Here is a 22,347-nt window from a genome sequence, read left to right as displayed (position 1 = left end):
CCGCACCAGTGAAGCCACGAACGAAGACCAGCCGGCATGGGAGACGTTCAGCAGAGGACCTCCGACCGCCTTGGAGTCGCGGATGTGGATGGTGGAGTCGGCGCGAGCGACCTCGACACAGTTGCCGCCTCCCCCTCCGCTGTAACTGCTTTTGAACCACGGCAGCAACTGCTCAGCAGCAGTCGGAACTTCAGGCATTTCCACCTTCCTGGCACACGAAGACGTAACGCCACGCACAAGTCACCGCACCAGTGAAGCCACGAACGAAGACCAGCCGGCATGGGAGACGTTCAGCAAAGGCCCCCCGACCACCTTGGAGTCGCGGATGTGAACGGTGGAGTCGGTGTGAGCGACCTCGATACAGTTGCCGCCTCCGTCCCCGCTGTAGCTGCTCTTGAACCATGCCGACGGCTGCCCAGCAACAGTCTGCCGCTCACTTCCCATCGTGCTCCTCCAGCAACTGCTCGACGAACGCTGCGGATTCCTCCGTCTGCAACGCTTTCGAGCGCAGCCTCCCATAGCGCAGGCCAAGGGTGCTCACCCATGTTGCATCGCTGATCACAAAGCCCAGGTTCTGCGACTCGATGTAGCCGTAGCGTCGGTACTGCTCGGCCGTCTCCAGCAGTACGAACGCCCCACTCAGCCCCGTGTGGTAGCCCGACAGGTTCGGCATGACCTGGATTTCCACGTTTCCCGTCGTCCGCAGATCCAGCAACCGGCGGAGCTGTTCCCGCATGACGTCGCCCCCGCCGATCCGGTTGCGCAGCGCCGTTTCTCCGATGACGAAGGAGAACTCGACGCCGGGTGTCTTGGTCAGCAGCTTCTGCCTGCCGAGGCGGGCCTCGACGTTCTGCTCGACCAGTTCTTCGGACATCTTCGGGCAGTACGCCTCGAACAGCGCGCGAGCATAGGCGGCGGTCTGCAACAGGCCCGGTACCAGCAAGGGTTCGTAGGAGTAGTGGCTGACGGCGTCGAGTTCGAGGAGGGCGAAGTCGCGGAAGAAGGCGGGGAGTTTGGCGAAGTCGACCTCTTCCTGGACCGCCGCCAGGACGCCGCCGGCGTCGAGGAACCGTTCGGCGGCCTCGGTGAAGGCGGCTTTCGCGGGGCGGCGGCCCTGTTCGATGGACGCGGTCTGTTCCAGGGAGTAGCCCGTGGCTTCCGCCAGTTGCTCCTGGGTGACACCTGCCTTTTTCCGGGCGAGTTTCAGCAGTTTTCCGTAGGCCACCCATACGCCTGGCCTGCTGTCGTGGCTCCGGCCGATCGTCGCAGTCTGCCGGCCGTACTCCCGGCGCCTGGTCATCGCGCCCACCTCGTCGCTCGTCCGTGCGGTTACGGTTGGCGACCCTGACGGCGGTGGGCCCTCGCCCTGACCAACTGCCCCCACCTCACGGGTCGATGGAGCGAACAGTAGCCGCGTGACGCACTCGTCACCCTGTGAACACGGAAATGCTCGGCGGACGGGGTGATCAGCCCTCGGTGTGGGCCGTCTCGGCTCGTCGGGCCCGGTACTCCGCCGCGCGGGCGACGTAGCGGCGGTGCTCTTCCGCGTGGTCGGGCGGGAGGTGGGGTGCGTCGGGGGTCGTGGTGGCGAAGAAGCGGGTGAGGGCCTGGTTCGCGTCGGCTGCCAGGTTGCCGGAGCGGGCGAACATGTGGGGTTCGTACCGGGCGACGGCCTTGTCGAGGCTGGGCTCTTCCGCGACGGCGTGGGCGAGTTCGGCGCCGTCGAGCAGTGCGAGGTTGGCGCCGTGCCCGCCGAAGGGTGCCATGAGGTGGGCGGCGTCCCCGAGCAGGGTGACTCCGGGGACGTGCTGCCAGGTCAGCGGGGCGGGCAGGGCGTGGAAGGCGCGGGGCACGTAGTCGCTGTCGTTGCCGGTGACCAGCGCGCGCAGGGGGTCGGCCCAGTGGGCGTACTCCGCGGCGAGGAACGCGCGGACGGCGTGCCGGTCGGTGAGGTCGACGCCTGCCTGCTCGTGCCAGTCCAGCGGCGCGCGGAAGGCGATGTAGCCGCGGACGACGCCGTCGCTGTTGCGCTGGACGATCACGGCCCGGCCGTCGTTGTCGTTGGCGAACATGTGGCCGTCGCCGACGATTTCGGCGACGCCGGGGTGCCGGGTGTCGACGTCGTCGAACCGGGCGTCGAGGAAGCAGACCCCGAGGTGGTGCGGTACCGCGTCGGTGACCAGCGGCCGGACCTTCGACCATGCCCCGTCGGCGCCGACGACGAGGTCGGCCTCGGCGGTGGTGCCGTCGGCGAACTCCAGGCGGTGCACGCCGGCACCGACGGGTGACACACGGACGAGCCTGCGCCCCCAGCGGACGGTGCCGGGCCGCAGATGGTCCGCGAGCAGGCGGCGCAGTTGTCCGCGGTCGATCTCGGGGGCGGCCTCGTCGCCGGGGGCGGGCGTGAACTGCGCCAGGACCGTTCCGTGGTGGTCGCGGCGGCTCTTGGCCTGCCCTTCGGGCCGTGCCAGCGCCGCGAAGGCGTCCAGCAGACCGGCGTCCTCCAGGGCGATCTGGCCGGAGTCGGCGTGCATGTCGAGGGTCCCGCCGGGGTCGCGTGCGTCCACGGCGGCGTCGGCGTCGTACACCGTGACGCCGACGCCGTGCCCCTGGAGGACGCGGGCACACATCAGTCCGGCGGGTCCTGCGCCGATCACGGCGATACGGGGTGTGCTGCTGGTCATCGTCCGTCCTCCCGGGTCCGGTGGCGCGCGGCCGAGGCCCGGCCGGCGCGTGGCGGTACACCGGCGACAGTAAGTGCAACCGTGCAAAACATGCAACCGTTCAACTTTGTGAGCCGATACAGGTTGGGTACGGTGAGGGCATGACGCAGAGCGGGCGCCGAGAGCGCAAGAAGGCAGCCACCCGCCAGGCACTGGCCGACGCGGCCACCCGGTTGTTCCTGGAGCGCGGGTACGACGAGGTCGGCGTACGGGAGATCGCCGAGGCCGCCGACGTCTCGGTGACGACGCTGTTCAAGCACTTCCCCGACGGCAAGGAGGCGCTCGTCTTCGATCAGGAGGCCGACCGCGAGAGCGCGTTGATCACGGCCGTACGTGAACGCCCCGCCGGGCTCACCGTGCCGGGAGCGCTGCGCCGGATGATGGCGGACGAGCGGTCGCGGCAGGTCCGCGAGGACCCCCGGTTCCCCGACTTCCTCCGCCTGATCGAGGAGACCCCGGCGCTACGCGAGTACGCCCGGCGGATGTGGCTGCGGCACGAACAGGCACTGGCCGCGGCGATCGCCGACGACGCCGGGCTCTCCCCGGACGACGTGGGCTGCCGCGCCCTGGCCCACTTCGCGCTCGAAGCGGCGTCCCTCGTCCGTGGACAGCAGGACCCGGACGACGCCCTCGACCGCATCTTCGCCCTCCTCGACAACGGCTGGTCGGGGAGTTCAACCGGCCGGTCTTGAGGGATAGTTGACGGGCCCGGCCTCCGAGGCGGCCCCGGACTCGGAGATGGCCCCGCCCCCGGCTCCCGTCCGCGTCGGGGGCGCGCCCGCGGGGCGATCAGCGCGGACCGGCGGGCCGGGGCGGAGGAGCGGTCAGCGGGGGACGGTGAACGTGGCGGCGTCCGGCACGAACGTGGTGTCGCCGTCCTCGCCCTTCGCCAGTACGGAGACCTTCCACGGGCCGCGCGGCAGACCGGCCGCCTCGTCCGCACCGGCCTTCAGCGTGTAGGTGCAGCGGGACGTCTCCTCGCCGGTCTTCTCGCACGTGGCGCTCTCGGCCTTCTCCAGCTCCCCGGCCTTCGGGTCCAGATGCGAACTCTTCGGCCAGGCCAGGACCTTGAGGTCGCGGACGCCGGAGTCGTCGCTCACCTCGGCCGTGAAGGTGACCTCGGCACCGCCACCGCCCGCCGGGGCCTGGTAGCGGGCGGTGGCGTTCTCCACCGTCGGCTCGCTGGACGCGGTGGCCGACGCGATACCGCCGGCGGCGACACCACCGAGAGCGACGGCACCGACGAGCGAGGCCACAACAACGCGCTGGGACATGGGAGTTCTCCTTCGGGCGGAAGCCGGATACGACTGCGGAAGGCGAGGCGAACGGGCAGGCACACCGGAAATGCCCCGGCTCGCCCGGGGATCGACCGGTGCGGGCGATCCGTTCCTCGACTCCTTCGAGCCTATGGGCGCCGGGGCGGGCGGTCTTCGGCCTCCGGGACGAACGGGGTCTCCAACCGGGGGTAGAGCGGGGGTGTTGCGCGGGGGTCCCGTGGTTCGGGTGCTCTGCGGCGTGTGGTTCGGGTGGTCGGGAGCGAACGCGGGCTGCCGCGGCCCTCCCGCCGGTGCGGCGAAGCTTCGCCGCAGCTACGGCGGTACGGCGGTGCCTCGGGCTGCCCGGCCCGGCGGGAACCCCTCTGCGCGGGGTGCGTGGTGCGGAGTGCGGGGGCGAGGTGCGGCGTGGAGTCACCCGGTACTGGTGGGCGTGGAGTCACCCGGTACGGGTGGGCGTGGAGTCACCCGGTGCTGGTCGCGGCGGTGGCGGTGAGGACGTGCCAGGTGTGGGTGGGGAGGTCGGCGGGGGTCCCGTCGAGGATGCGGGCGGTGCGGTCGGCCGGGTCGAGGGCGACGGTCGCGAGGCTCCCCCAGCGGCGGCCGAACGGCGCGGCGGGGTCGGGCAGACAGGTCACCGGGGCCTCGCCGGGACCGGTCACCAGATACCGGGCCAGCTCGTCGGCCGCGCCGGACCCGTCCGTTGCGGCACCGTGTCCCGGTCCCGGCGCTTCCGCCAGGCGGGAGCGGACGAGGGCGCGCCGCGCGGTCGAGTCGGGCTGGTAGAGCCAGGTCTTCTCGCCTGCGGCCGGGGCGGGCGTCAGAAAGTGGTTGGTGCGGACGTGGATGCCGTGTTCGGGCGGGACGGTGAAGACCCCGGCGGGGCTCAGGTCGAGGAGTGCGACGTCGGACTCGTCGAACAGGGCGAACGAGCCGGACGAGGTGAGGGGCGCGCCGCGCACCAGCTCGACGGCCTCGGCGACGCTGCCGGCCTCTTCCAGGACGAGGGCCGCGAGGACGTGCACGGGGATCCCGCCGACGCGGTCGTCCACGTGTCCGAGGATGTTGAAGTGCAGGGCGAGCCCCGCCGAGTTGATGCCGATCTTGCCGAGGATGCCGTCCTCGGTGAGGCCGACGACATCGTGCCGGCCGCCGCGCGAGGCCAAGGTGTGCCACCGCGCGGCCAGTTCGACGTGCCAGTCCCAGGTCTGGATCCCGGTCGGACGGGGCGGTCCCGCCGCGGCGGGGCGGCGGCGCACGATCGTGGTGCACTCGCCGGGCGGCACCGCGGCGCTGCGGGCGAGTATCTCGGTGCGGGCGTTGAGGCAGCCGATGTGCCAGGTGTCGGTGCCGGAGCCCTGGGCGATACCGGCCATCTCGGCCCGGGCGGCGGGCCGGAACCGGCCGACCGCGTCGAGAGCCCGCTCGGCGTCGTCGCGCACCTGTGCGGGGCTGATACCGCCGAGCGTGAAGAGCCGGTCGTAGACCTCCAGCGCGGCGGGCACGCTCTCGCGGAGCTGTTCGCCGCGGGCGACGCCCCGGCTGAACGGGTCGTCGGCGGCGGCCTCGACGTGGCGGCGGTGTGCGGGGCGGGGAATCGGCGTCGGAGTCACTGGTGTCCTTCCGCTGCGGAGGGGGTGTGGAGCTGGACGGAGCCGCCCTCGGCGCGCGTCGCGAGGACGGCGTTACCGGGGCGTTCGCCGGGAGGCGAGGCCGAGGGCGAGGTACGGGGACGAGGGCGACGGCAGGGGACCGGGGGGCGACGGCAGGGGTCGGTGGTCGAGGCGATCGGGGCGGCTGGGCCGGGCGGGGTCGACAGCCGGGATCGGCACCCGGGGCCGGCGCTCGGCGGGGGTGAGGGCGGCGCGCCCTGGGCGACGGCGACGAGGCGGTCCTTCGAGACGCAGCGACACTCCACGCCCACCACCACCCCGTTCGTCGCGCGGGAGACGACTTCGCCCCTCGTACCGGCCACCGGACCACCGGACCACCGGGCCGCGGGGAGCGCAGGGCTGCGGCTGACCGCCGACCGCGCCCGGCCCCGGCCCCGGCGCACAGCCACCAGCCACCAGCCACCAGCCACCAGCGACAGCTGGTTCCCGTCCCGGACCGGCCCGGGCCTCACCGGACGCCACCTCACGAGGATCAGTGTGGCGCCCGGCCCGGACACCCGGTACGGGCGATCTGCCCTGGGATCATCGGGCCATGCTCCACGTGCTCTACCTGATCGGGGTCTCCGCCTTCGCCGCGAGCGGGGTCCTGGCCGCATACCGGGCCAACATGGACCCCTTCGGTGGGCTGGTGCTCGCCTTCGCCGCCTCGATCTCGGGCGGGACCCTGCGGGAGGTGATCCTGGGCCGGGAGCCGCTGTACTGGACGCACGACTGGGTGCTCCTGACCGTGATCATCTCCGTCGGTCTCGGCACGATGCTGTATCTGCGGTTCTGGACGCTGCCGAGCAGATCCCTGCTGGTGGTGGACGCCGGCGGGCTCGCCGTCGTCACCGTGATCGGCGCCCGCGCCGCCATCCAGGAGGGCGTGACCCCGCTGGCCGTGCTCATCCTGGCCGTGCTGACCGGCGTCGTCGGCGAGGTCGTCCGGGACGTGCTGTGCGGGGAGTTCCCGCCGCTGCTGCTGCGCGAGGACGTCTACGCCCTCGCCGCGCTGGCCGGGGGCGGCTGCTACCTGCTGCTGCACCACCTCGGCACAGGGCCCGGCCCCGCCGCCGTCGTCTCCGCCGGCCTCGTCTTCGCCCTGCGCATGGCCGCCGTCTACCTCGGGCTCCAGCTGCCCCGGCCGCACCGGGCCGGGGAGTAGCGCGGCGCCGGGATGCGATCTCCGCGCCGCGGCCCCACCGTGGTGCCATGGTCCGCCCCGAGAGGAGACCCAGGTGAGCGAGCAGACCCCCTCCCAGGCCGAGGGCGAACGCGACGACGACCAGGAGCTCCGCTCCGGCCCGTCGGCCGGGCAGCGCAAGCCCCAGCACCCGGACTGCCCGCGGACGACACCGTCGCAGGCCGAAGGCGAACGCGAACGCGACGAGGAGGGCACCCGGCGCGGCCGGAACCGCCCCGGCGGCTGAACCGGGCCGTGGCCGCCTTTACCCACAAATGAGCTGGTGGCGGTGGCCTCGGGCCGATTACGGGGCATAGGGTCACGCTGTGCAGGAACCCGAGACGTCCGAGCTGCTCATCGGGCACGACGAGCGCGAATGGGCCTTCGAGGCCCTGGCAGCCCATCTGAAGGCGGGCCGGCTGACGACCGAGGAGTACGGCGAGCGCGCCGAGACCCTCAACGCGGCCCGGACACGCGGCGAGGTCCACGCCCTCTTCACCGATCTGCCCCTGCCCGGGCCCCGCTTCGAAGACGCCCCCGGCCGACCGGCGCCCTCCGCGGCCCCCACAGCCGCCTCCTCCGGTGAGGTCTCGCCCGTCCCCGTCCCCGTCGATGGGACGACGGCGCCCGACACTCCGGCGGACGACCCCGCGCCGCTCACCACGCGGGAGCGCTGGGCACGGGCGAGCGTGCCGCTCGGCGCGGCGGCCGCCGTGGGGCTGAGCTTCACCACCGGCCAGTGGGCGCTGATGTTCCTCATGCCGCCGCTGGCCTACGCGGCCAAGTCCGTACTGCGCGGCGGACGCCCCCGCCCCCACTCCCGCCCACGCTGAACCGACCCCGGCAGCCGACAGCCGGCAGCCGACAGCCGTCCTGAGCCGACCACGACGGCAGCAGAAGCCACCAGAAGACTCGGAAGGCGGTCAAAGGCCGTCAAGATCATCAGGGGGCACCGGAGCGCCAGGGGTACCAGGAACTCGGACGTTGCAGGAGCGCCAGAAGCGCCGGGAGCATCGGGAAGTCGGTCTGGGGGGAGTCTCGGAAGTTCTCAAGGGGCGTTGTGGCGGCCCCGGTCCAGCTCCTCCTCCACGGGCGGCTTCGGGGCCTCCCGCTGATGCTGGGCATGCCCGCCCCGGGTGTCGCGACGGGCCTGGGCCGCGCGCTGCCCGGGGCTGTCGGACACATCGTCGTCGTCCTCGGGACGCAGCCGCACCGACGAGGCGACCTCGCTCTTGCTCTCGTACGTCTCCGGCGGCATGGCCCGCAGCGCGTCGATGATCTCGGGCTTGGCGTGATTGTCCTCGGCCGCCCGCAGCAGCTCGTCCTTGTCGGCGGGGAACGGCGCCGTGCTGACCGCGTCGAGGATCTCGCGTTTCTCCGTCTTGTCAGCCATGCGCGGCGGGTTCCCGCCGGTCCCCGACGCCATACATGGACGGCTTGACGGCACGGCGGGTGCCCGGGCGAGGCTTGCCGCGGCAGACCACCACGGCACGGATACGGAGAGTGCGAAGCGATGTCCTTCCACGAGGTAGAGATCGACGCCCTGCGGGGCGGCCCCGCCGAGCTGGCGCAGTACCGGGGCACGGCCGTCCTGGTCGTCAACGTCGCATCGAAGTGCGGGCTGACCCCGCAGTACGCGGGCCTGGAGGAACTGCACAACCGGTACGCGGACCGCGGCTTCACCGTGCTCGGCGTCCCCTGCAACCAGTTCATGGGCCAGGAGCCGGGCAGCCCGGAGGAGATCGCCACGTTCTGCTCGGCCACCTACGGGGTGACGTTCCCGATGACGGAGAAGATCGAGGTGAACGGGGAGGGACGGCACCCGCTCTACGACGAACTGGTCGGCACGGCCGACGCGGAGGGCCACACCGGCGACATCCGCTGGAACTTCGAGAAGTTCCTCATCGCCCCCGACGGCACCGTCGCCGCCCGCTTCTCCCCCCAGACCACCCCCGACGCCCCGACCCTCACCTCAGCCATCGAATCACTCCTCCCCCACTGACTCCGCCCACCCGGGAGGAAGCGAGCACGACGGTCCCCCCCCCCACGTCCGCACAGCCACACGAACACCTCGCGCATTGAACGCCCTTGCCTTGGGCCGGTTTCCGGCCGGGGCGGGGGCGGCTCGTCGGGCCGATGCCGGGCGGGCGGGACGGCCGGTGCGGCCCTGCACGCACGGGAGTCCAGGCCGTGCCGTGCCGGACCCCGGGTCAGCCCTTCCGGGCAGCGCCCTCGGGCCACACCACGGTGACACCGAGCCCCTCGGCCCGCGCCTGCTGCACGGTGTCGGCCGTGCCACCGCCCTTCCCTGACGGCTGCTGACCGTCCCAAACCGCCAACAGCCGGTCCGCACGGCGCAACAGCTCGGTGTTGGCCGCCTCGTACGCCGCTCGGTCCGCGGTCTCGTGCGGCATCACGATCTCCTCCGACGCCGCCTCTCGGAGCCGGTCGAAGGTGAGCGCGTGCTCGGCCTTGACCTTGGCCTCCCTGTAGTCCCTGCTGGGCAGCACGATGACGAGTCGGCCATCGGCCGCCAGGACGGCCTCCGCGAACAGGCTGTCGCTGCCCTTGGCGATGCAGGAGAGACCGACCAGTTCGGTCGGCTCGTAGTCGGCCAGGACCTTGTCCAGCGCGTCACGGACGAGCGGCACGGTCTCGTCCGTCAGGTCCATGTGTCCTGTCACCGCGAGAGTGATCATCAGGGTGTGGCCCTTCATCGGTTCGCCAGCAGGTCACGGAGGCGCTCGCGTACGTCGCGGACGGCACGCGCCTTACCGTGCCCGACCGTATACGAGTACAGGCCGCCGAGTTGATCACGCACCCGGGCGGAGGCCGTCCGCGCAGCCGCGTCCACTGCCCGGTGCGTCTCCCGGACAGCGCCTGTCACGTCCCCGGCCAGGAAATGGCACTCGGCCAGGCCGATTCGGTCGAGAGCGTGGCTGCGCGCCGCCTCCGGCCCTCGGCGATCGAGAGGCCGAGGGATGCTTCGTCGGGTCCATCCCCGCGTGCGCGGGGAGCAGCGCGGGAGGTAAAACCGTCCGGTTCCTGGTCAGGGTCCATCCCCGCGTGCGCGGGGAGCAGGCTCGGTGGCCTGCGGATTTACTCGGCGGGACGGCCGCTCTGAGCAACTTTTGGAATTTCGGGCATTTTTACCAATGTGGGACACGAACGGCATCGACTTGCCTTGCCGAGGAGTCCCGGAAATCGACGGTGCAGTCCACGCGAGCAGCCTCGGCTCAGCCGCTACCCCTCCGCTGTAGCCGCTATCGAACCATGCCAACGGCTGCCCAGCAGCGGTCCGTAGCTCACTTTCCATCACCCCCAACTGTCCGCCGCACGCCGCCGATTCCACCACATGCCCCCTCGAAGCAGCGTGCCACAGCGCGGGCCGAGAGTGCTCAGCCGCACAGCAATCCAGACTTCGGCACGTCGAGGTGGCCCAGGTGTCCCACGCAGGCGAGGGGCGTCCCCTTGGCAGCAGCTAGTCGCGGGTCGCGCCGTCGGGCCACAGCACGTCGACGGGCACGCCGGTGCGCCGTGCGTAGGCGACGACGTCGGCCGTCCCTCCGTAGCCGCGGGCCTCCTTGCCGTCCCACACCGCGACGAGCCGGTCGACCAGGCCGACGAGGATCTCGCTGCCGGCCATATGGGCCTGCGCCGTCGAAGCACGCATGCCGGTGTGGTGCACCTCGGCCGCCTGCGCGAGCAGTTCGTCGTAGGTGGGGTGGTGCGAGTCGGGCAGCCCGTCGCGGTACTGCTCGGCCGGTACGACGACCTCGATCCGGCCGCCGCTGTCGAGCACCGCCTCGGCGAACCATGCGTCGGGCCCGTCCGCGATGCACGACACCCCCAGCAGCTCGGCCGGGTCGTACTTCCGCAGCTCGTCGTCGAAGGCATCGCGAACCGCCCGTTCGACCTGGGCGGACAGACCGCGGTGTCCGGTAATTCCCAAACGCACAGTCCTTACCTCTCTCCGTCAGGAACACGCCGTCACAGGAACACGCCGTACAGGCGGTCGTCGAAGTCGCGCACGACTTTAGGGGGCGTGGGCCCGGAGTACGACCGGCGCACGGCTCGCGCCCGTTCCACGATGCGCCCCGACTTGTAGCGCAATCCCGTTTCAAGTGCCTGCGCCGCCATGGTGAATGCGCCATCGAGACGGCCTGCGGCGAGATGCCCCGACGCCATATCGAGTTGAAGCAGCGCCCGTTGCTTTTCGTGCCCCGAGCTCATCACCGCGGCGGCCGAGTCCTGTTCGTCGGCGATCCACCGGGGCAGCCCGAGTCGTGCGCCGCACGACACCCGGGTCGCCCCGACCTTGGCTTCGGTGAACGAGAACACCCACGGCCACGGTGGCGCACTCTCCCGTTCGATGTTCTTCGCTCGACGTGTCGCTGTTCGCAGCGCCTGGTCGGCGGAGTCGGCGTCACCGGCCGTGGCGTGGGCGAGGGCCTCGACACCGGACAGCCACGCATCCGCAATGGCCGGCATGTTCGGCCCGAGCTGCCGGCGCGCGGAACGGGCGAGGCTGAGTCCCTGCGCCGCGTTCCCTGAGTGTGCTTCGAACTGCGCCAGGCTCCCCAACTGGTACGCGACAAGAAGCGGGTTGGCCGCGCGCCGGGCAGTCTTCACCGACGCGCCGTACCAGGTACGTGCCGACCCGTGGTCGCCCATGTCCCAATGCAGCCACCCGGCGAGGCTCGCGACTTCGCTGCCGACGGCGGCGAGTGTCGTCCGCTCGTCTTCGCCCTCGGCTGTCTGTGCGATCGACTGTGTCAGCTTCAGGTGCGACAGCACCGTGTCGACGAGTTGACGCGACGGTGTGGTGCCGTCGAGGCGTCGAAATGCGGTGGTGGCCACACGAAGGGTGGCGGCCTGCCCGGTCCGGGCCGCGTGTGCTTGCCCCGTGGCCGCCATGGAGAGCGCAGGTGCTGCGGCGACCGCCGCGACCCCACCGAGGAAGTGGCGCCGTTCCACGTCGTCTCCGTTCGCGTCTCCCCGGGCGACGATCGCCGCTGCGTGGTCGGCCAGGCCGACGAGGTGCGGGGGAATCCGAAGTCGGCTCGACACCCGTGACAGTTGCGCCGTTTCGTACGAGCTCGCGCCTCTTCCCTCAAGGCGCGATACCGCGGATTGGCTCATCCCGCAGGTTTCTCCGAGTTGGCCTTGCGAAAGGCCGGCCGCGATCCTGGCGAGTTTCACCACCCGGCCGTAGTCGCCTGCTCGTGCAGCGTCGCGGATCGCTTGCGCGGACCAATTCACCGCTCTGCCCTCCCTCCCCTTCTTACTACGCGGTACGGGTCCGGAATGCGGCACCACTAAGCGCTGCGCGCATCGTCGTATGCAGTCCGCGGGTGGTTCGTGGCCCCTCCAGGATGCCCCGGGGTTGAGTGACCGCACCATCCGTCACCGGGAGGACACCCATGGTCGATAAGCGGCAGCATGCACGACAGCTCATTCCGGAACCCGATCAGCGTCGAGAGTTGGTGCCGACGGGCGAAGCTCAATCGGCCCGCGCAACTCGCCATTTCGGCTACAAGTACGCGAGGAACAGCGAGCCGGCAGCCGCAGTTCTGGGACCACGGCCGTTGGGAGATCAGCCGTGAGCTGGATGACCCTTCGCGTCTCCCGCGACGGCGGGCGCACCTGGACACCACGCCGCGTCGTACGGCCCGTCCGAGGACCGGTAGCGGGCGGGGCCTGGCCACCGTGCCGCTGTCCGAAGTGCCGCCGCGCCCACGCCGGTTGACCGATCGAGGACCCTCGCACACCTCGCCGTAACCGCCGAACGGGATCAACCCCGCGTGCGCGGGGAGCAGCGGGCCCCGATCGGGCCGCCCGCGGCAGTCTCGGGTCCATCCCCGTACGCGCGGGGAGCAGATCCTCGCCCAGGACAAGGGCAAGTGGTACACGGGTCCATCCCCGCACACGCGGGCAGCAGATCCTCGCCCAGGACAAGGGCAAGTGGTACACGGGTCCATCCCCGCACACGCGGGGAGCAGATCTGGGACGACAGCCTGCCCATCCAGCACGCGGGTCCATCCCCGCACACACGGGGAGCAGTACCTGCCCCGGCGGCGCTGTATGGGCACCGGGGGTTCATCCCCGCACGCGCGGGGAGCAGTCCGTCCGCTGGAGCACCACCTCCAGGCGGCCGGGTTCATCCCCGCACGCGCGGGGAGCAGGCGAGCGACGACAGCAAGTCGGCGAAGGCCGCGGGTCCATCCCCGCACGCGCGGGGAGCAGTGGTGTCCTTTGCCTTAGCACCGTTTCGCCCTGGGTCCATCCCCGCACGCGCGGGGAGCAGGCTCGGCGACCTGCGGTTTTACCCCGCGCGATGGCCGTTCTGAGCAACTTTCGAGAGTTCGGGCATTTCCTCCAACTCGGGACATAAAAGGCAACAACCATCGACGCAGTCCGTGTGAGCAGGCTCGGCGCAGTTGCCGCCCGCCCCTCCGGGCACAGTCAGCCTGCCACAGGGCACCAACGTATGTTCGCCCTCCCCCGTCGGCACCACGTCGGGCCCGGCCGAGGCTTACCCGTGCCGCACGGGACAGCAGGCGGGGCCTTCCCGGCGCGCAGAGGGGGCCACCTGGCCGGGTCTGCGGGTTCTTCCAGCGGGAAGGGCGTCCCGGGCGGCGACCCCGAGCACTCAAGCCCCCAAGAATCCGGACTGTCCACGGAGCCGGGCTTCAGGGCGAGTTGGCCCGGTGGGTCAGGGCCTGGTGGGTCAGGGTCTGGTGGGCCGAGGCGATGGTGGTGGTGAGGTGGGGGTGGTGGGCGCCGGGCCAGTAGAGGTGGGTGCAGGTGGTGCAGCGGGTGAAGGTGTCGTAGGTGCGGCGGGTGCCCGGGGGGAGGCGGTGGGCGATCTCGGCCTTGGGGACGGGTTCGAGGAGTCCGTTGCAGGCGGGGCAGCGGGTCCAGGGGGCGAGGGGTACGGGGAAGCGGCCGAGGACGTCGGTGAGTTGGTCGTCGGGCCGGCTGCCGCGGACGTGGGCGCCGAGCCAGAGCGCGCGGCGGTGCAGGAGGGCGCGGTCCCTGGTGAGGAGGATGCGCCGTTCGTCGTCGGCGCGGGCGACGAGCGCCGCGTCGGGCTCGGTGCCGTAGGCGGTGTCGACGCCGACGAGCCGCAGCCGGCGGGCGAGCGCGCCGAGGTGGACGTCGAGCAGGAACCGGGGCGGCGCAGGCGCGTCCTCGGGCAGCGGCTGGGGGCGCGGTACGGGGGCGACGTCGACGAGGGCGCCGGGGTGCGGGCGGTGCGTGGGCGGTACGGGTCGGCCGTCGGCGCGCAGGGGGCCGACCTCGGTGCGGGGGATGCCGAGCGATTCGACGAGGTGTTCCAGCGTGGCGGTGCCGTCGTACGGGCAGTGCAGCTCTCCGGCGGCTGCGGCGGCGCGGTGCCGGGAGTGCAGCAGGAAGTGCAGGTCTTCCTCGATGCGGAAGCGCACCTCGGTGGTGGGGGTCACCGGCGCGGGGTGGGGGTCGGGCGCACTTCGAAGCCCTCCAGCCCGCCGGGCTCCTGCTCGAAGATCTGCACGTCGTCGACGAAGGCCGCCGGCGATCCCTCGTGTGCCCATTCCACGAGCCGTTCGACGGCCTCGGGTTCGCCTTCGAAGAGCGCTTCGACGCTGCCGTCGGGCAGGTTGCGCACCCAGCCGCGCACGCCGTGCCGGACGGCGGTGCTGCGGCAGGTGTCGCGGTAGTACACGCCCTGGACATCGCCCGAGGCGATCACGCGCTTGCTGATCATCACGTCCTCCCCGACGGCGGGCCTCCTCTCCACCCTCCCGCACGGGCGCGGACGGGGCGAACCGAGCCGTCGCCACAGGAAACAACGGCGGATTACGATTCAATCGAAGGTTTAACGAGCGGAATTCTTAAGGGACTTGGGAAGCGTCTTCCGGTTGACCTTGCATGGCCAAGTTCCGCCATCGCGCTGCGCCACCTCGGCCGCTCCGAGCTGCGCGGACCCTACCCCGACTCCCCCGCCGAGCGGTCCGGAATGCGAGACAAGCCCTCACAACCGGCCACCGCCGCAGCACCATACGTGTCCGGTTAGCAGGGGCGCTCCGTGCGTTTCCGGCGAATCCCCAGCAAGCTCTCGCCGGGGCGACACAATCGCCCGCCACCACCGACCGTCCGACCCAAGGAGAGTCATCGTGCAGACCAAGCACTGGGCCGTCGCCACCGCCGCCGCCCTCTGCGCCCTCGGCACGCTCGGCGCCACCACCGCCACCGCGGCACCCGCCGTCGAGAGCCTGTACGCGCCCTCGGCCGTCGTCATCTCCAAGACCCAGGGCGCCTCGGCCGACGCACCGGCCCAGCGTGCCGTGACGCTGCGGTGTCTGCCCGTCGGCGGGGACCACCCGGCGCCCGAGAAGGCGTGTGCCGCGCTGCGCGAGGCGGGCGGCGACCCGGCGGCCCTGCCCCGGTACGTCGAGGACACCGGGCGGGTGTGCACCCGCGAATACCGTCCGGTGACCGTCTCCGTGCAGGGCGTGTGGGACGGCCGCCGGATCGACCACGCGCAGACCTTCTCCAACTCCTGCGAGCTGGAGAAGCAGACCGCCTCGGTCTACGCGTTCTGAGCGCCCGCCGGACCGGCCCCGCGCCGGTCCGGCGTCACCGGGCGGCCGGGCCCGCGCCCCGGGGCGGCCGACGCCGTGCCCGGCAGGCGGGCGGCCGGCCGCCGCGGGCGTCACCGGGCGGCGAGCAGCCCCGCGAGGGCGGCGAGCGTGACGAGGAGGACCGGCACGGTGAGCACGATCCCCGTGCGGAAGTAGCGCCCCCAGCCGATGTGGATGCCCTTGCGGCCGAGGACGTGCAGCCACAGCAGCGTCGCCAGACTCCCGATCGGTGTGATCTTGGGGCCGAGGTCGGCGCCGATGACGCTCGCGTACACCATCGCGTCGTGCACCGGGCCGCTCGCGCCGACGGCGCTGACGGCCAGGGCGGCGATCAGGACCGTCGGCAGATTGTTCATGACGGACGCCAGCACGGCGACGACCAGCCCGGTGCCCAGCGCCGCCGCCAGTACGCCGTGCTCGCCGAAGAAGCCCAGCAGCCGGGCCAGTTCGTCCGTCAGCCCCTGGTTGCGCAGCCCGTAGACCACCAGGTACATGCCGACGCTGAACAGCACGATCTGCCAGGGCGCCTCCCGTACGACCCGGCCCACCTCGATCCGCCGCCCGGCCGCGCCCGGCCCGGCCGGACCGTCCGTCCCCGCCGGGGAGGTGCCGGCCGCGCCGCGGGACGAGGACCGCCGGAAGAGGACCGCCGGTCGCCGGGCCGCCACCGCCAGCAGTGCGACGGCCGCGGCACCGGCGACGGCGGACAGCGGAACGCCCAGCGGGTCCGCGGCCAGATATCCGACGAGCAGCAGGCCCAGCACGATCCATCCGGCGCGGAAGACGACCGGGTCCTCGATGGCCGTCGCCGGCCGGGGCAGCGCCTCCGTCTCGTAGCGGCGCGGGATCGCCCGCCGGAAGTACAGCAGCAGCACCACCAGGCTCGCCGCGACGGAGACCAGCCCGACGGGCAGCATCACGGCGGCGTAGCGGGTGAAGCCGATCCCGAAGTGGTCGGCGGTGACGATGTTGACGAGGTTGGAGACGACCAGCGGCACGCTCGCGGAGTCGGCGACGAAGCCCGTGGCCATCACGAACGCGAGCGTGGCGGCGGGCGGGAAGCGCAGCGCCAGCACGATCCGCACCACGATCGGGGTGAGGATGAGCGCGGCGCCGTCGTTCGCGAACAGCGCCGCGACCACGGCGCCGAGCAGCACGACCGCCGCGAACAGCGCCCGCCCACGGCCCCGCCCCCACCGGGCGACGTGCAGCGCGGCCCAGGAGAAGAACCCGCTCTCGTCCAGCAGCAGCGAGATCAGCACCAGCGCGACGAACGTCAACGTGGCGTTCCACACGATGCCGACGACGGTCGGCACGTCGCCCGCGTGCACCACCCCGAGCCCCAGTGCGACGGCCGCCCCGGCCAGCGCCGTCCAGCCGATCCCCAGCCCCCGCGGCTGCCACACCACGAGAACGAGCGTCACGACGAAGACGGCCAGCGCAGCCAGGAGCACGGGAGGGACCTTTCAGGGGGAACAGCAGCGGGGAGCGGGGGCGTCCGTCGCCGGGGCGCGACGGCGCGGGGCCCCTCCGGGGGGGTGACAGGGGACCGGGGCCGGGAGCCGGGGCGCGGTCTCAGTCGCGTAGCGCGTCCAGGCCCACGGCCACCTCCTTGAGGGCCTCCAGTACCGGTGAGACCAGCGGGTGGCCCTGCACTCCGCTGCGGACGGCGGCGAACACGCGCCGGGTGGCGGTCACCCCGTCCACGGCGCGCACCACGACGCCCCGCCCGTCGGCGCCGACCAGCGCGGAGCGCGGCACCATGGCGACGACCGAGTCCCCGGCGGCCACCAGGGCGACGACGGCGCTGAAGTCGTCCGAGTAGTGCTCCAGCTGCGGCTCGAAACCGGCGTACTCGCAGGCCAGCACGGTCACGTCGTGGCAGGGGTTGCCGGGGTAGGGCCCGGCCCAGCGGGCGCCGGAGAGATCGGCGAGCGCGATGCGGTCGGCGGCGGCCAGCGGATGGCCCGCGGGCAGGACGGCGTCGAACGGTTCGGCGTACAGGGGGGTGCGCAGCAGCCGCTGGTCGTCGGGGCGTGGCGCGCCCCGGTAGTCGACGCCGACGGCCAGGTCGGCCTCGCCGTCCAGCACCATCAGCAGGCTCTCGTCGCCCTCGGCGTCCCGGACGCGGACGCGCAGCCCGGGGGCGCGCTCGGCGAGCGCGGCGACGGCGGGGGCGACGACGAGGCCGATGCCGGTGGCGAACGAGGCGACGGTGACCTCTCCCGCCGTCCCGGCGGTGTAGGCGGCCAGCTCGGCCTCGGCGCGTTCCAGCTGGGCGAGGACGGCATCGGCGTGGGAGAGCAGGATCTTGCCCACGGCGGTCAGCTGGATGCCGCGCCCGTTGCGTTTGAGCACCCGGTGGCCGATCTCGCTCTCCAGCGCGGCGATCTGCTGGGAGACGGCGGAGGGCGTCAGGTACAGGGCGGCTGCGGCCGCGGTCACCGTACGGTGGTCCGCCACCGCCTGGAGGGTCCGCAGCCGCCGACTATCGATCACCTGTTCATTTTCCCAGAGGCCGGACGGAACCCCGCCCGGCGGTCGGGCCGGGCGGGATCACAGGCGGGCCCGGGGGCGGGCCCGGCGGGGCTCAGCCCGCCGCGAGCGCCTCCCGGGCCTTCACGAACGCACCGACGGCGTGCTCGACATCCCGCTCCGAGTGGGCCGCCGACAGCTGGACACGGATCCGGGCCTGCCCCTGCGGGACGACCGGGTAGGAGAAGCCGACCGCGTAGACGCCCTGCTCCAGCAGCAGATCGGCCATGCGCCCGGCCTCGGCGGCGTCCCCGATCATCACCGGGACGATCGGGTGGTCGCCCGGCAGGATCTCGAACCCGGACTCCGTCATCCGCGAGCGGAACAGCGAGGTCGCCGCGCGCAGCCGCTCGCGCGGCTCGGGCGCGTGCTCGATCAGGTCGAGGACCTTCAGCGAGGCGGCGGCGATCACCGGCGCCAGCGAGTTGGAGAACAGGTAGGGGCGCGAGCGCTGCCGCAGCAGCTCCACGATCTCGGCGCGGGCCGCCACATAGCCGCCGGAAGCACCGCCGAGCGCCTTGCCGAGCGTGCCGGTGAGGATGTCGACACGGTCCATCACCCCGTGCAGCTCGTGGGTGCCCCGGCCGCCCTCGCCGACGAAGCCGACGGCGTGCGAGTCGTCGACCATCACCATCGCGTCGTACCGCTCGGCCAGCTCGCAGATCTCGGGCAGCGGCGCGAGATAGCCGTCCATCGAGAACACGCCGTCGGTGACGATCAGCCGCCGGCGCGCGTCCGCGCTCTCCCGCAGCCGCTCCTCCAGCTCGGCCATGTCCCGGTTGGCGTACCGCAGCCTGCGCGCCTTCGACAGCCGGATGCCGTCGATGATGCTGGCGTGGTTGAGCGCGTCGGAGATCACCGCGTCCTCCGCGCCGAGCAGGGTCTCGAACACACCGCCGTTGGCGTCGAAGCACGAGCTGTACAGGATCGTGTCCTCGGTGCCGAGGAACGCCGACAGCCGCTGCTCCAGCTCCTTGTGGATCTCCTGCGTACCGCAGATGAACCGCACGGAGGCCATGCCGTAGCCCCAGCGCTCCAGCCCGTCCCGGGCGGCGGCCACGACCTCGGGATGGTCGGCGAGACCGAGGTAGTTGTTGGCGCAGAAGTTGAGCACCTCGCCGGGCGCACCGCCCGCGGTGACGGTGACCCCCGCGCTCTGCGGAGTGCCGATGACACGCTCGGGCTTGTACAGCCCCGCGTCCCGGATCTCGTCGAGCGTGGCGCGCAGCTCACCGCGTACGGAGTCGAACATGGCAGCTTCCTCCAGGAAGACGGGGGCGGGAAGACAGGGGCGGGAAGAGGGGAAGGCGGGCGGGGAGAGCAGCCCGAGGGGAAGGTTCAGGCGGTCCAGTCGAGGACGACCTTGCCGCCGGTGCCCGCGGCGGCCTCGGCGAAGGCGTCGTCGAAGTCGCGGTAGGAGTACCGGCCGGTGATCACCGGCGTGAGGTCCAGGCCGCCCTCCAGCAGCACGGACATCGAGTACCAGGTCTCGAACATCTCCCGGCCGTAGATGCCCTTCAGCGTGAGCATCGAGGTGACGATCCGGGCGAAGTCGACGGGGAACTCCTCGGTGGGCAGGCCGAGCATCGCGATCCGGCCGCCGTGCGTCATGTTGGCGACCATCTCGCGCAGCGCCTCCGGCCGCCCCGACATCTCCAGCCCGACGTCGAACCCCTCCCGCAGGCCCAGCTCCCGCTGGCCCTCCTCGATCGTCCGGGCCGAGACGTCCAGCGCCAGGCCGGCGCCCACCTTCCGGGCCAGCTCCAGCCGGGGCTCGCTGACATCGGTGACCACCACATTGCGGGCACCGGCGTGCCGGACGACGGCGGCGGCCATGATGCCGATCGGCCCGGCGCCGGTGATCAGCACGTCCTCGCCGACCACCGGGAAGGACAGGGCCGTGTGCACCGCGTTGCCGAACGGGTCGAAGATCGCGGCCACATCGAGATCCACCGGCGTCCGGTGCACCCACACGTTCGAGGCCGGAAGCGAGACGTACTCGGCGAACGCGCCGTCCCGCCCCACACCGAGCCCCACGGTGGCCCGGCACAGATGACGCCGCCCGGCCAGACAGTTGCGGCAGGTGCCGCACACCAGATGCCCCTCGCCGCTGACCAGATCGCCCACCGCGACCTCCGCGACATCGGCGCCTGTCCCGACGACCTCCCCGACGAACTCGTGCCCCGGCACCAGCGGCGTGCGCACCGCCCGCTGCGCCCACCCGTCGTAGGCGTGGATGTGCAGATCCGTGCCGCATATCCCGGTGCGCAGCACCTTGATGAGGACATCGTGCGGCCCGACGGACGGCTCGGGCACCTCCGTGAGCGTCAGGCCGGGCCCGGCCTGCTCCTTCACCAGTGCTTTCACGGCTTGCGGCTCCTGGGTGCGGCGGGACTCGACACGTCGGAGCACGGCGCGGCACACACGAAAGCCGCGCACCCGCACACACTGCGGCACCCGCGGCCCGCGCACACGACGGCGCCCACGCTCCGCACGGTCGACGGCGCACGCGGCGGCCTGACGGCGCGCTCCGGCGCAGCCCAATCTGCCGCCTGCGCGCCCCCGGGTCCATCGAGCTTTTCTTAAGCCCGGCCACAGCCGGTCTTCACACCGGCCCTCCGGGGCACCCGCCTCCGCGTCCGCGTCCACCTCCGCGTCCACATCCACGTTCGCGTTCGCGTCCACGTCCCGCCGCCGTCCCCGGCACGGGACCGGCACGCGGCCACGACACAACCGCACCCGCACAACGCGCCCGACCACCGCACCCGACCACCGCCGACACCCGCACCCCCACACCGCGCGGCACCGGAAAGGAGAGCACCAGTGGGCGAGAGCGAACCCGAGCGGTCGCACACCGGCACGACACAACGGCGCATCCGCACCGCACCGGCCCGGCTGCGCGACCACGCCCGGCGCGTGACCAGGCGGCCCGGACCCGACCGGGACCTCGCGCTCCTCACCCTCAAGAGCGGCACGGCCGGCGTCCTCGCCTGGTCACTCGCCGCCTACGTGATCGAGTCGCCCCAGCCCACCTACGCGCCGTTCACCGCGCTCCTCGTCGTCCAGTCGACGGCCTACCGCTCCCTCCTGCACTCCGGGCGCTACGTTCTCGCCGTCGTCCTCGGCGTCCTCGCGGCCGGAGCGGCCGGACCGGCGCTCGGCGAGAACCCGGCCGCCTTCGCCGCGATGCTCGCCGTCACCCTCGTCATCGGACGGTGGCAACGGCTCGGCAGCCAGGGCCTCCAGGTCTCCGTCGCCGGGACGTTCGCCTACAACGCCCTCTCCGGCACCCATCTGTCCATGCTGGCGCAGATCATCGAAATGGCCGCGCTCGGCGCCGCCACCGGGCTCACCGTCTCCCTGCTCGTCCTGCCCCCGCTGCGCTACCGGACCGCCGAACAAGGCAGCGCCCAACTCGCCCACGCCGTGCAGCTGTTGCTGCGCGACGTCGGCCAAGGGCTGCGTGACGGGCTGCCCGACCAGGAAACCGTCCAGGACTGGATGCGGCGCGCACGCCGGCTCGACCGGACGCTCAGCAGCGCGCGCGAAGCGGTGGAGACCGGCGCCGAGAGCACCCGGTACAACCCGCGGCTGTGGCTGCGCCCCCACTCCGCCTCGACGAACTTCCGCGGCTACCGCACGCTGGTGGAATCACTGGCCCGCGCCAGCGAACAGCTGCGCAGCATCTGCTACGGGCTGGCACGGCTGCGCGAGCTCGACCCCTCCGTGACGCCCGACGAGGACTTCCTGCGGTGCTACGGGCAGCTCCTCGGCACGCTGTCCCGGGCCGCGAGCGAGATCGGAACGCTCGCCGGGGACGGGGCCGACGAGGCGCCCCTGCATCGGTCCCTGCGGGAAGCCCGGGCGCAGCGGGGGGCTCTGGCCGAGCAGGCTGCCGGGGAGGCGTGGGTGAGCCATGGTGTGCTGCTCACCGATGTCGAGCGGTTGCTCACCGAGTTCCACCACGCCCACGAACACGGCGCCCCCCACCCCACCTGACCCCCGAACACCACCCTCCACTCCTCCTTGAGCCCACCCTCTTCCAACTCAAGCTCGCGCAGCTCGCGCCCCTTCCAACCCAAGCTCGCGCAGCTCGCCCCAAGCCTGAACAGCTTGCGCCCCCCTTCCACCCAAGCTTGGGCAGCTCGCTCCCCCTGTCACCCAAGCTTGGGCAGTCTGCGCCGGGGGCGCAGGGTGGGCAAGCGCAGCCCCCCACCGGGGCGAGGTGTACATCGAACCCCTGCCCCCGGCCCCTACACATGGGGCTTCGCCCCTGTCCCCCTTGGCCTCGCCGGCCGGGCGTCAGGGGGCTCCTCCCCCAGACTCCGTCCGGGGGCACCCCCACCCCGACAG

General features: G+C 72.3%; 23 protein-coding genes. 7 read left to right on the top strand and 16 right to left on the bottom strand.

What is annotated here, in order from left to right; genetic code table 11:
- The 4 genes from SCA03_RS32365 to SCA03_RS32350 all read right to left on the bottom strand — a co-directional run.
- On the bottom strand, nucleotides 1–198 hold a 198-nt coding region (locus SCA03_RS32365), incomplete at its 3' end, for a DUF397 domain-containing protein (RefSeq protein ID WP_086816876.1).
- Between the two features lie 42 nt (nucleotides 199–240).
- Nucleotides 241–444: a DUF397 domain-containing protein gene (locus tag SCA03_RS32360; RefSeq protein ID WP_078873925.1), complete on the bottom strand. Its 204-nt coding sequence runs from the start codon at nucleotides 442–444 to the stop codon at nucleotides 241–243.
- A complete protein-coding gene (locus tag SCA03_RS32355; RefSeq protein WP_030888809.1) occupies nucleotides 434–1,300 on the bottom strand; it encodes a helix-turn-helix domain-containing protein in 867 nt (288 codons plus the stop codon). Before SCA03_RS32355 ends, SCA03_RS32360 begins: the two co-directional genes overlap by 11 nt.
- 166 nt (nucleotides 1,301–1,466) lie before the next feature.
- Entirely contained in the window at nucleotides 1,467–2,684 is a 1,218-nt protein-coding gene (locus tag SCA03_RS32350; protein WP_030888807.1) for an FAD-dependent oxidoreductase, read from the bottom strand.
- A gap of 140 nt (nucleotides 2,685–2,824) precedes the next feature.
- Between SCA03_RS32350 and SCA03_RS32345 the strand changes: the two genes are divergently transcribed.
- Nucleotides 2,825–3,415, top strand: coding sequence for a TetR/AcrR family transcriptional regulator (locus tag SCA03_RS32345; RefSeq protein WP_030888806.1), 591 nt, complete (start codon nucleotides 2,825–2,827; stop codon nucleotides 3,413–3,415).
- A 132-nt stretch (nucleotides 3,416–3,547) separates the two neighbouring features.
- Here the strand turns inward: SCA03_RS32345 and SCA03_RS32340 are convergent, their stop codons facing one another.
- Both SCA03_RS32340 and SCA03_RS32335 read right to left on the bottom strand, forming a co-directional pair.
- Complete coding sequence (locus SCA03_RS32340; protein ID WP_030888803.1) at nucleotides 3,548–3,997, bottom strand: DUF5707 domain-containing protein; 450 nt, start codon at nucleotides 3,995–3,997, stop codon at nucleotides 3,548–3,550.
- A gap of 464 nt (nucleotides 3,998–4,461) precedes the next feature.
- On the bottom strand, nucleotides 4,462–5,610 hold the full coding sequence (locus SCA03_RS32335) for a C45 family autoproteolytic acyltransferase/hydrolase (RefSeq protein WP_141275816.1): 1,149 nt from the start codon (nucleotides 5,608–5,610) through the stop codon (nucleotides 4,462–4,464).
- A gap of 592 nt (nucleotides 5,611–6,202) precedes the next feature.
- Between SCA03_RS32335 and SCA03_RS32330 the strand changes: the two genes are divergently transcribed.
- From SCA03_RS32330 to SCA03_RS32320, 3 genes are all read left to right on the top strand, one after another.
- On the top strand, nucleotides 6,203–6,814 hold the full coding sequence (locus SCA03_RS32330; protein ID WP_030893596.1) for a trimeric intracellular cation channel family protein: 612 nt from the start codon (nucleotides 6,203–6,205) through the stop codon (nucleotides 6,812–6,814).
- A 73-nt stretch (nucleotides 6,815–6,887) separates the two neighbouring features.
- Nucleotides 6,888–7,079 carry a hypothetical protein gene (locus tag SCA03_RS32325; protein WP_086816518.1) on the top strand — a complete coding sequence of 64 codons (192 nt, stop codon included), beginning with the start codon at nucleotides 6,888–6,890 and terminating at the stop codon, nucleotides 7,077–7,079.
- A gap of 79 nt (nucleotides 7,080–7,158) precedes the next feature.
- Nucleotides 7,159–7,665 carry a DUF1707 SHOCT-like domain-containing protein gene (locus tag SCA03_RS32320; protein ID WP_086816516.1) on the top strand — a complete coding sequence of 169 codons (507 nt, stop codon included), beginning with the start codon at nucleotides 7,159–7,161 and terminating at the stop codon, nucleotides 7,663–7,665.
- Nucleotides 7,666–7,880: 215 nt separating this feature from the next.
- Here SCA03_RS32320 and SCA03_RS32315 read toward each other — a convergent pair whose 3' ends face one another.
- Entirely contained in the window at nucleotides 7,881–8,225 is a 345-nt protein-coding gene (locus tag SCA03_RS32315) for a DUF2795 domain-containing protein (protein ID WP_030888786.1), read from the bottom strand.
- Between the two features lie 120 nt (nucleotides 8,226–8,345).
- On the opposite strand from SCA03_RS32315, the gene SCA03_RS32310 reads away from it, so the two are divergent.
- Nucleotides 8,346–8,834 carry a glutathione peroxidase gene (locus tag SCA03_RS32310; RefSeq protein ID WP_141275815.1) on the top strand — a complete coding sequence of 163 codons (489 nt, stop codon included), beginning with the start codon at nucleotides 8,346–8,348 and terminating at the stop codon, nucleotides 8,832–8,834.
- A 208-nt stretch (nucleotides 8,835–9,042) separates the two neighbouring features.
- On the opposite strand, the gene SCA03_RS32305 is transcribed toward SCA03_RS32310, so the two are convergent.
- From SCA03_RS32305 to SCA03_RS32275, 5 genes are all read right to left on the bottom strand, one after another.
- Complete coding sequence (locus tag SCA03_RS32305; RefSeq protein WP_141275817.1) at nucleotides 9,043–9,531, bottom strand: hypothetical protein; 489 nt, start codon at nucleotides 9,529–9,531, stop codon at nucleotides 9,043–9,045.
- A 782-nt stretch (nucleotides 9,532–10,313) separates the two neighbouring features.
- A complete protein-coding gene (locus SCA03_RS32300; RefSeq protein WP_170297880.1) occupies nucleotides 10,314–10,790 on the bottom strand; it encodes a hypothetical protein in 477 nt (158 codons plus the stop codon).
- 32 nt (nucleotides 10,791–10,822) lie between these two features.
- A complete protein-coding gene (locus tag SCA03_RS32295) occupies nucleotides 10,823–12,094 on the bottom strand; it encodes a helix-turn-helix domain-containing protein (RefSeq protein ID WP_230989056.1) in 1,272 nt (423 codons plus the stop codon).
- Nucleotides 12,095–13,524: 1,430 nt separating this feature from the next.
- On the bottom strand, nucleotides 13,525–14,298 hold the full coding sequence (locus SCA03_RS32280; protein WP_269145213.1) for a Mut7-C RNAse domain-containing protein: 774 nt from the start codon (nucleotides 14,296–14,298) through the stop codon (nucleotides 13,525–13,527).
- Entirely contained in the window at nucleotides 14,295–14,582 is a 288-nt protein-coding gene (locus SCA03_RS32275) for an acylphosphatase (RefSeq protein ID WP_030891946.1), read from the bottom strand. The genes SCA03_RS32280 and SCA03_RS32275 overlap by 4 nt, the downstream gene beginning before the upstream one ends.
- Nucleotides 14,583–14,991: 409 nt before the next feature.
- Between SCA03_RS32275 and SCA03_RS32270 the strand changes: the two genes are divergently transcribed.
- The gene (locus tag SCA03_RS32270) at nucleotides 14,992–15,420 is read left to right on the top strand and encodes a subtilase-type protease inhibitor (RefSeq protein WP_230989055.1); all 429 of its coding nucleotides are present in this window, start codon (nucleotides 14,992–14,994) and stop codon (nucleotides 15,418–15,420) included.
- Nucleotides 15,421–15,530: 110 nt separating this feature from the next.
- Here the strand turns inward: SCA03_RS32270 and SCA03_RS32265 are convergent, their stop codons facing one another.
- From SCA03_RS32265 to tdh, 4 genes are all read right to left on the bottom strand, one after another.
- Complete coding sequence (locus SCA03_RS32265) at nucleotides 15,531–16,913, bottom strand: arsenic transporter (protein WP_086818447.1); 1,383 nt, start codon at nucleotides 16,911–16,913, stop codon at nucleotides 15,531–15,533.
- Nucleotides 16,914–17,034: 121 nt separating this feature from the next.
- Nucleotides 17,035–17,958: a LysR family transcriptional regulator gene (locus SCA03_RS32260; protein ID WP_030891941.1), complete on the bottom strand. Its 924-nt coding sequence runs from the start codon at nucleotides 17,956–17,958 to the stop codon at nucleotides 17,035–17,037.
- Nucleotides 17,959–18,049: 91 nt separating this feature from the next.
- Nucleotides 18,050–19,246, bottom strand: a complete 1,197-nt coding sequence (locus tag SCA03_RS32255; RefSeq protein WP_030891938.1) for a glycine C-acetyltransferase — start codon at nucleotides 19,244–19,246, stop codon at nucleotides 18,050–18,052.
- An 86-nt stretch (nucleotides 19,247–19,332) separates the two neighbouring features.
- Nucleotides 19,333–20,361 carry an L-threonine 3-dehydrogenase gene (tdh, locus tag SCA03_RS32250; protein WP_030891935.1) on the bottom strand — a complete coding sequence of 343 codons (1,029 nt, stop codon included), beginning with the start codon at nucleotides 20,359–20,361 and terminating at the stop codon, nucleotides 19,333–19,335.
- Between the two features lie 456 nt (nucleotides 20,362–20,817).
- Between tdh and SCA03_RS32245 the strand changes: the two genes are divergently transcribed.
- Nucleotides 20,818–21,993 carry an FUSC family protein gene (locus SCA03_RS32245; protein ID WP_170223865.1) on the top strand — a complete coding sequence of 392 codons (1,176 nt, stop codon included), beginning with the start codon at nucleotides 20,818–20,820 and terminating at the stop codon, nucleotides 21,991–21,993.
- The last annotated feature ends 354 nt before the right edge of the window (nucleotides 21,994–22,347 follow it).

Source organism: Streptomyces cacaoi (genome assembly GCF_006539165.1).
Lineage (GTDB): Bacteria > Actinomycetota > Actinomycetes > Streptomycetales > Streptomycetaceae > Streptomyces > Streptomyces cacaoi.
Note: the sequence above shows the minus strand (reverse complement) of the source record. Positions and strands in the feature narration are given on the sequence as shown.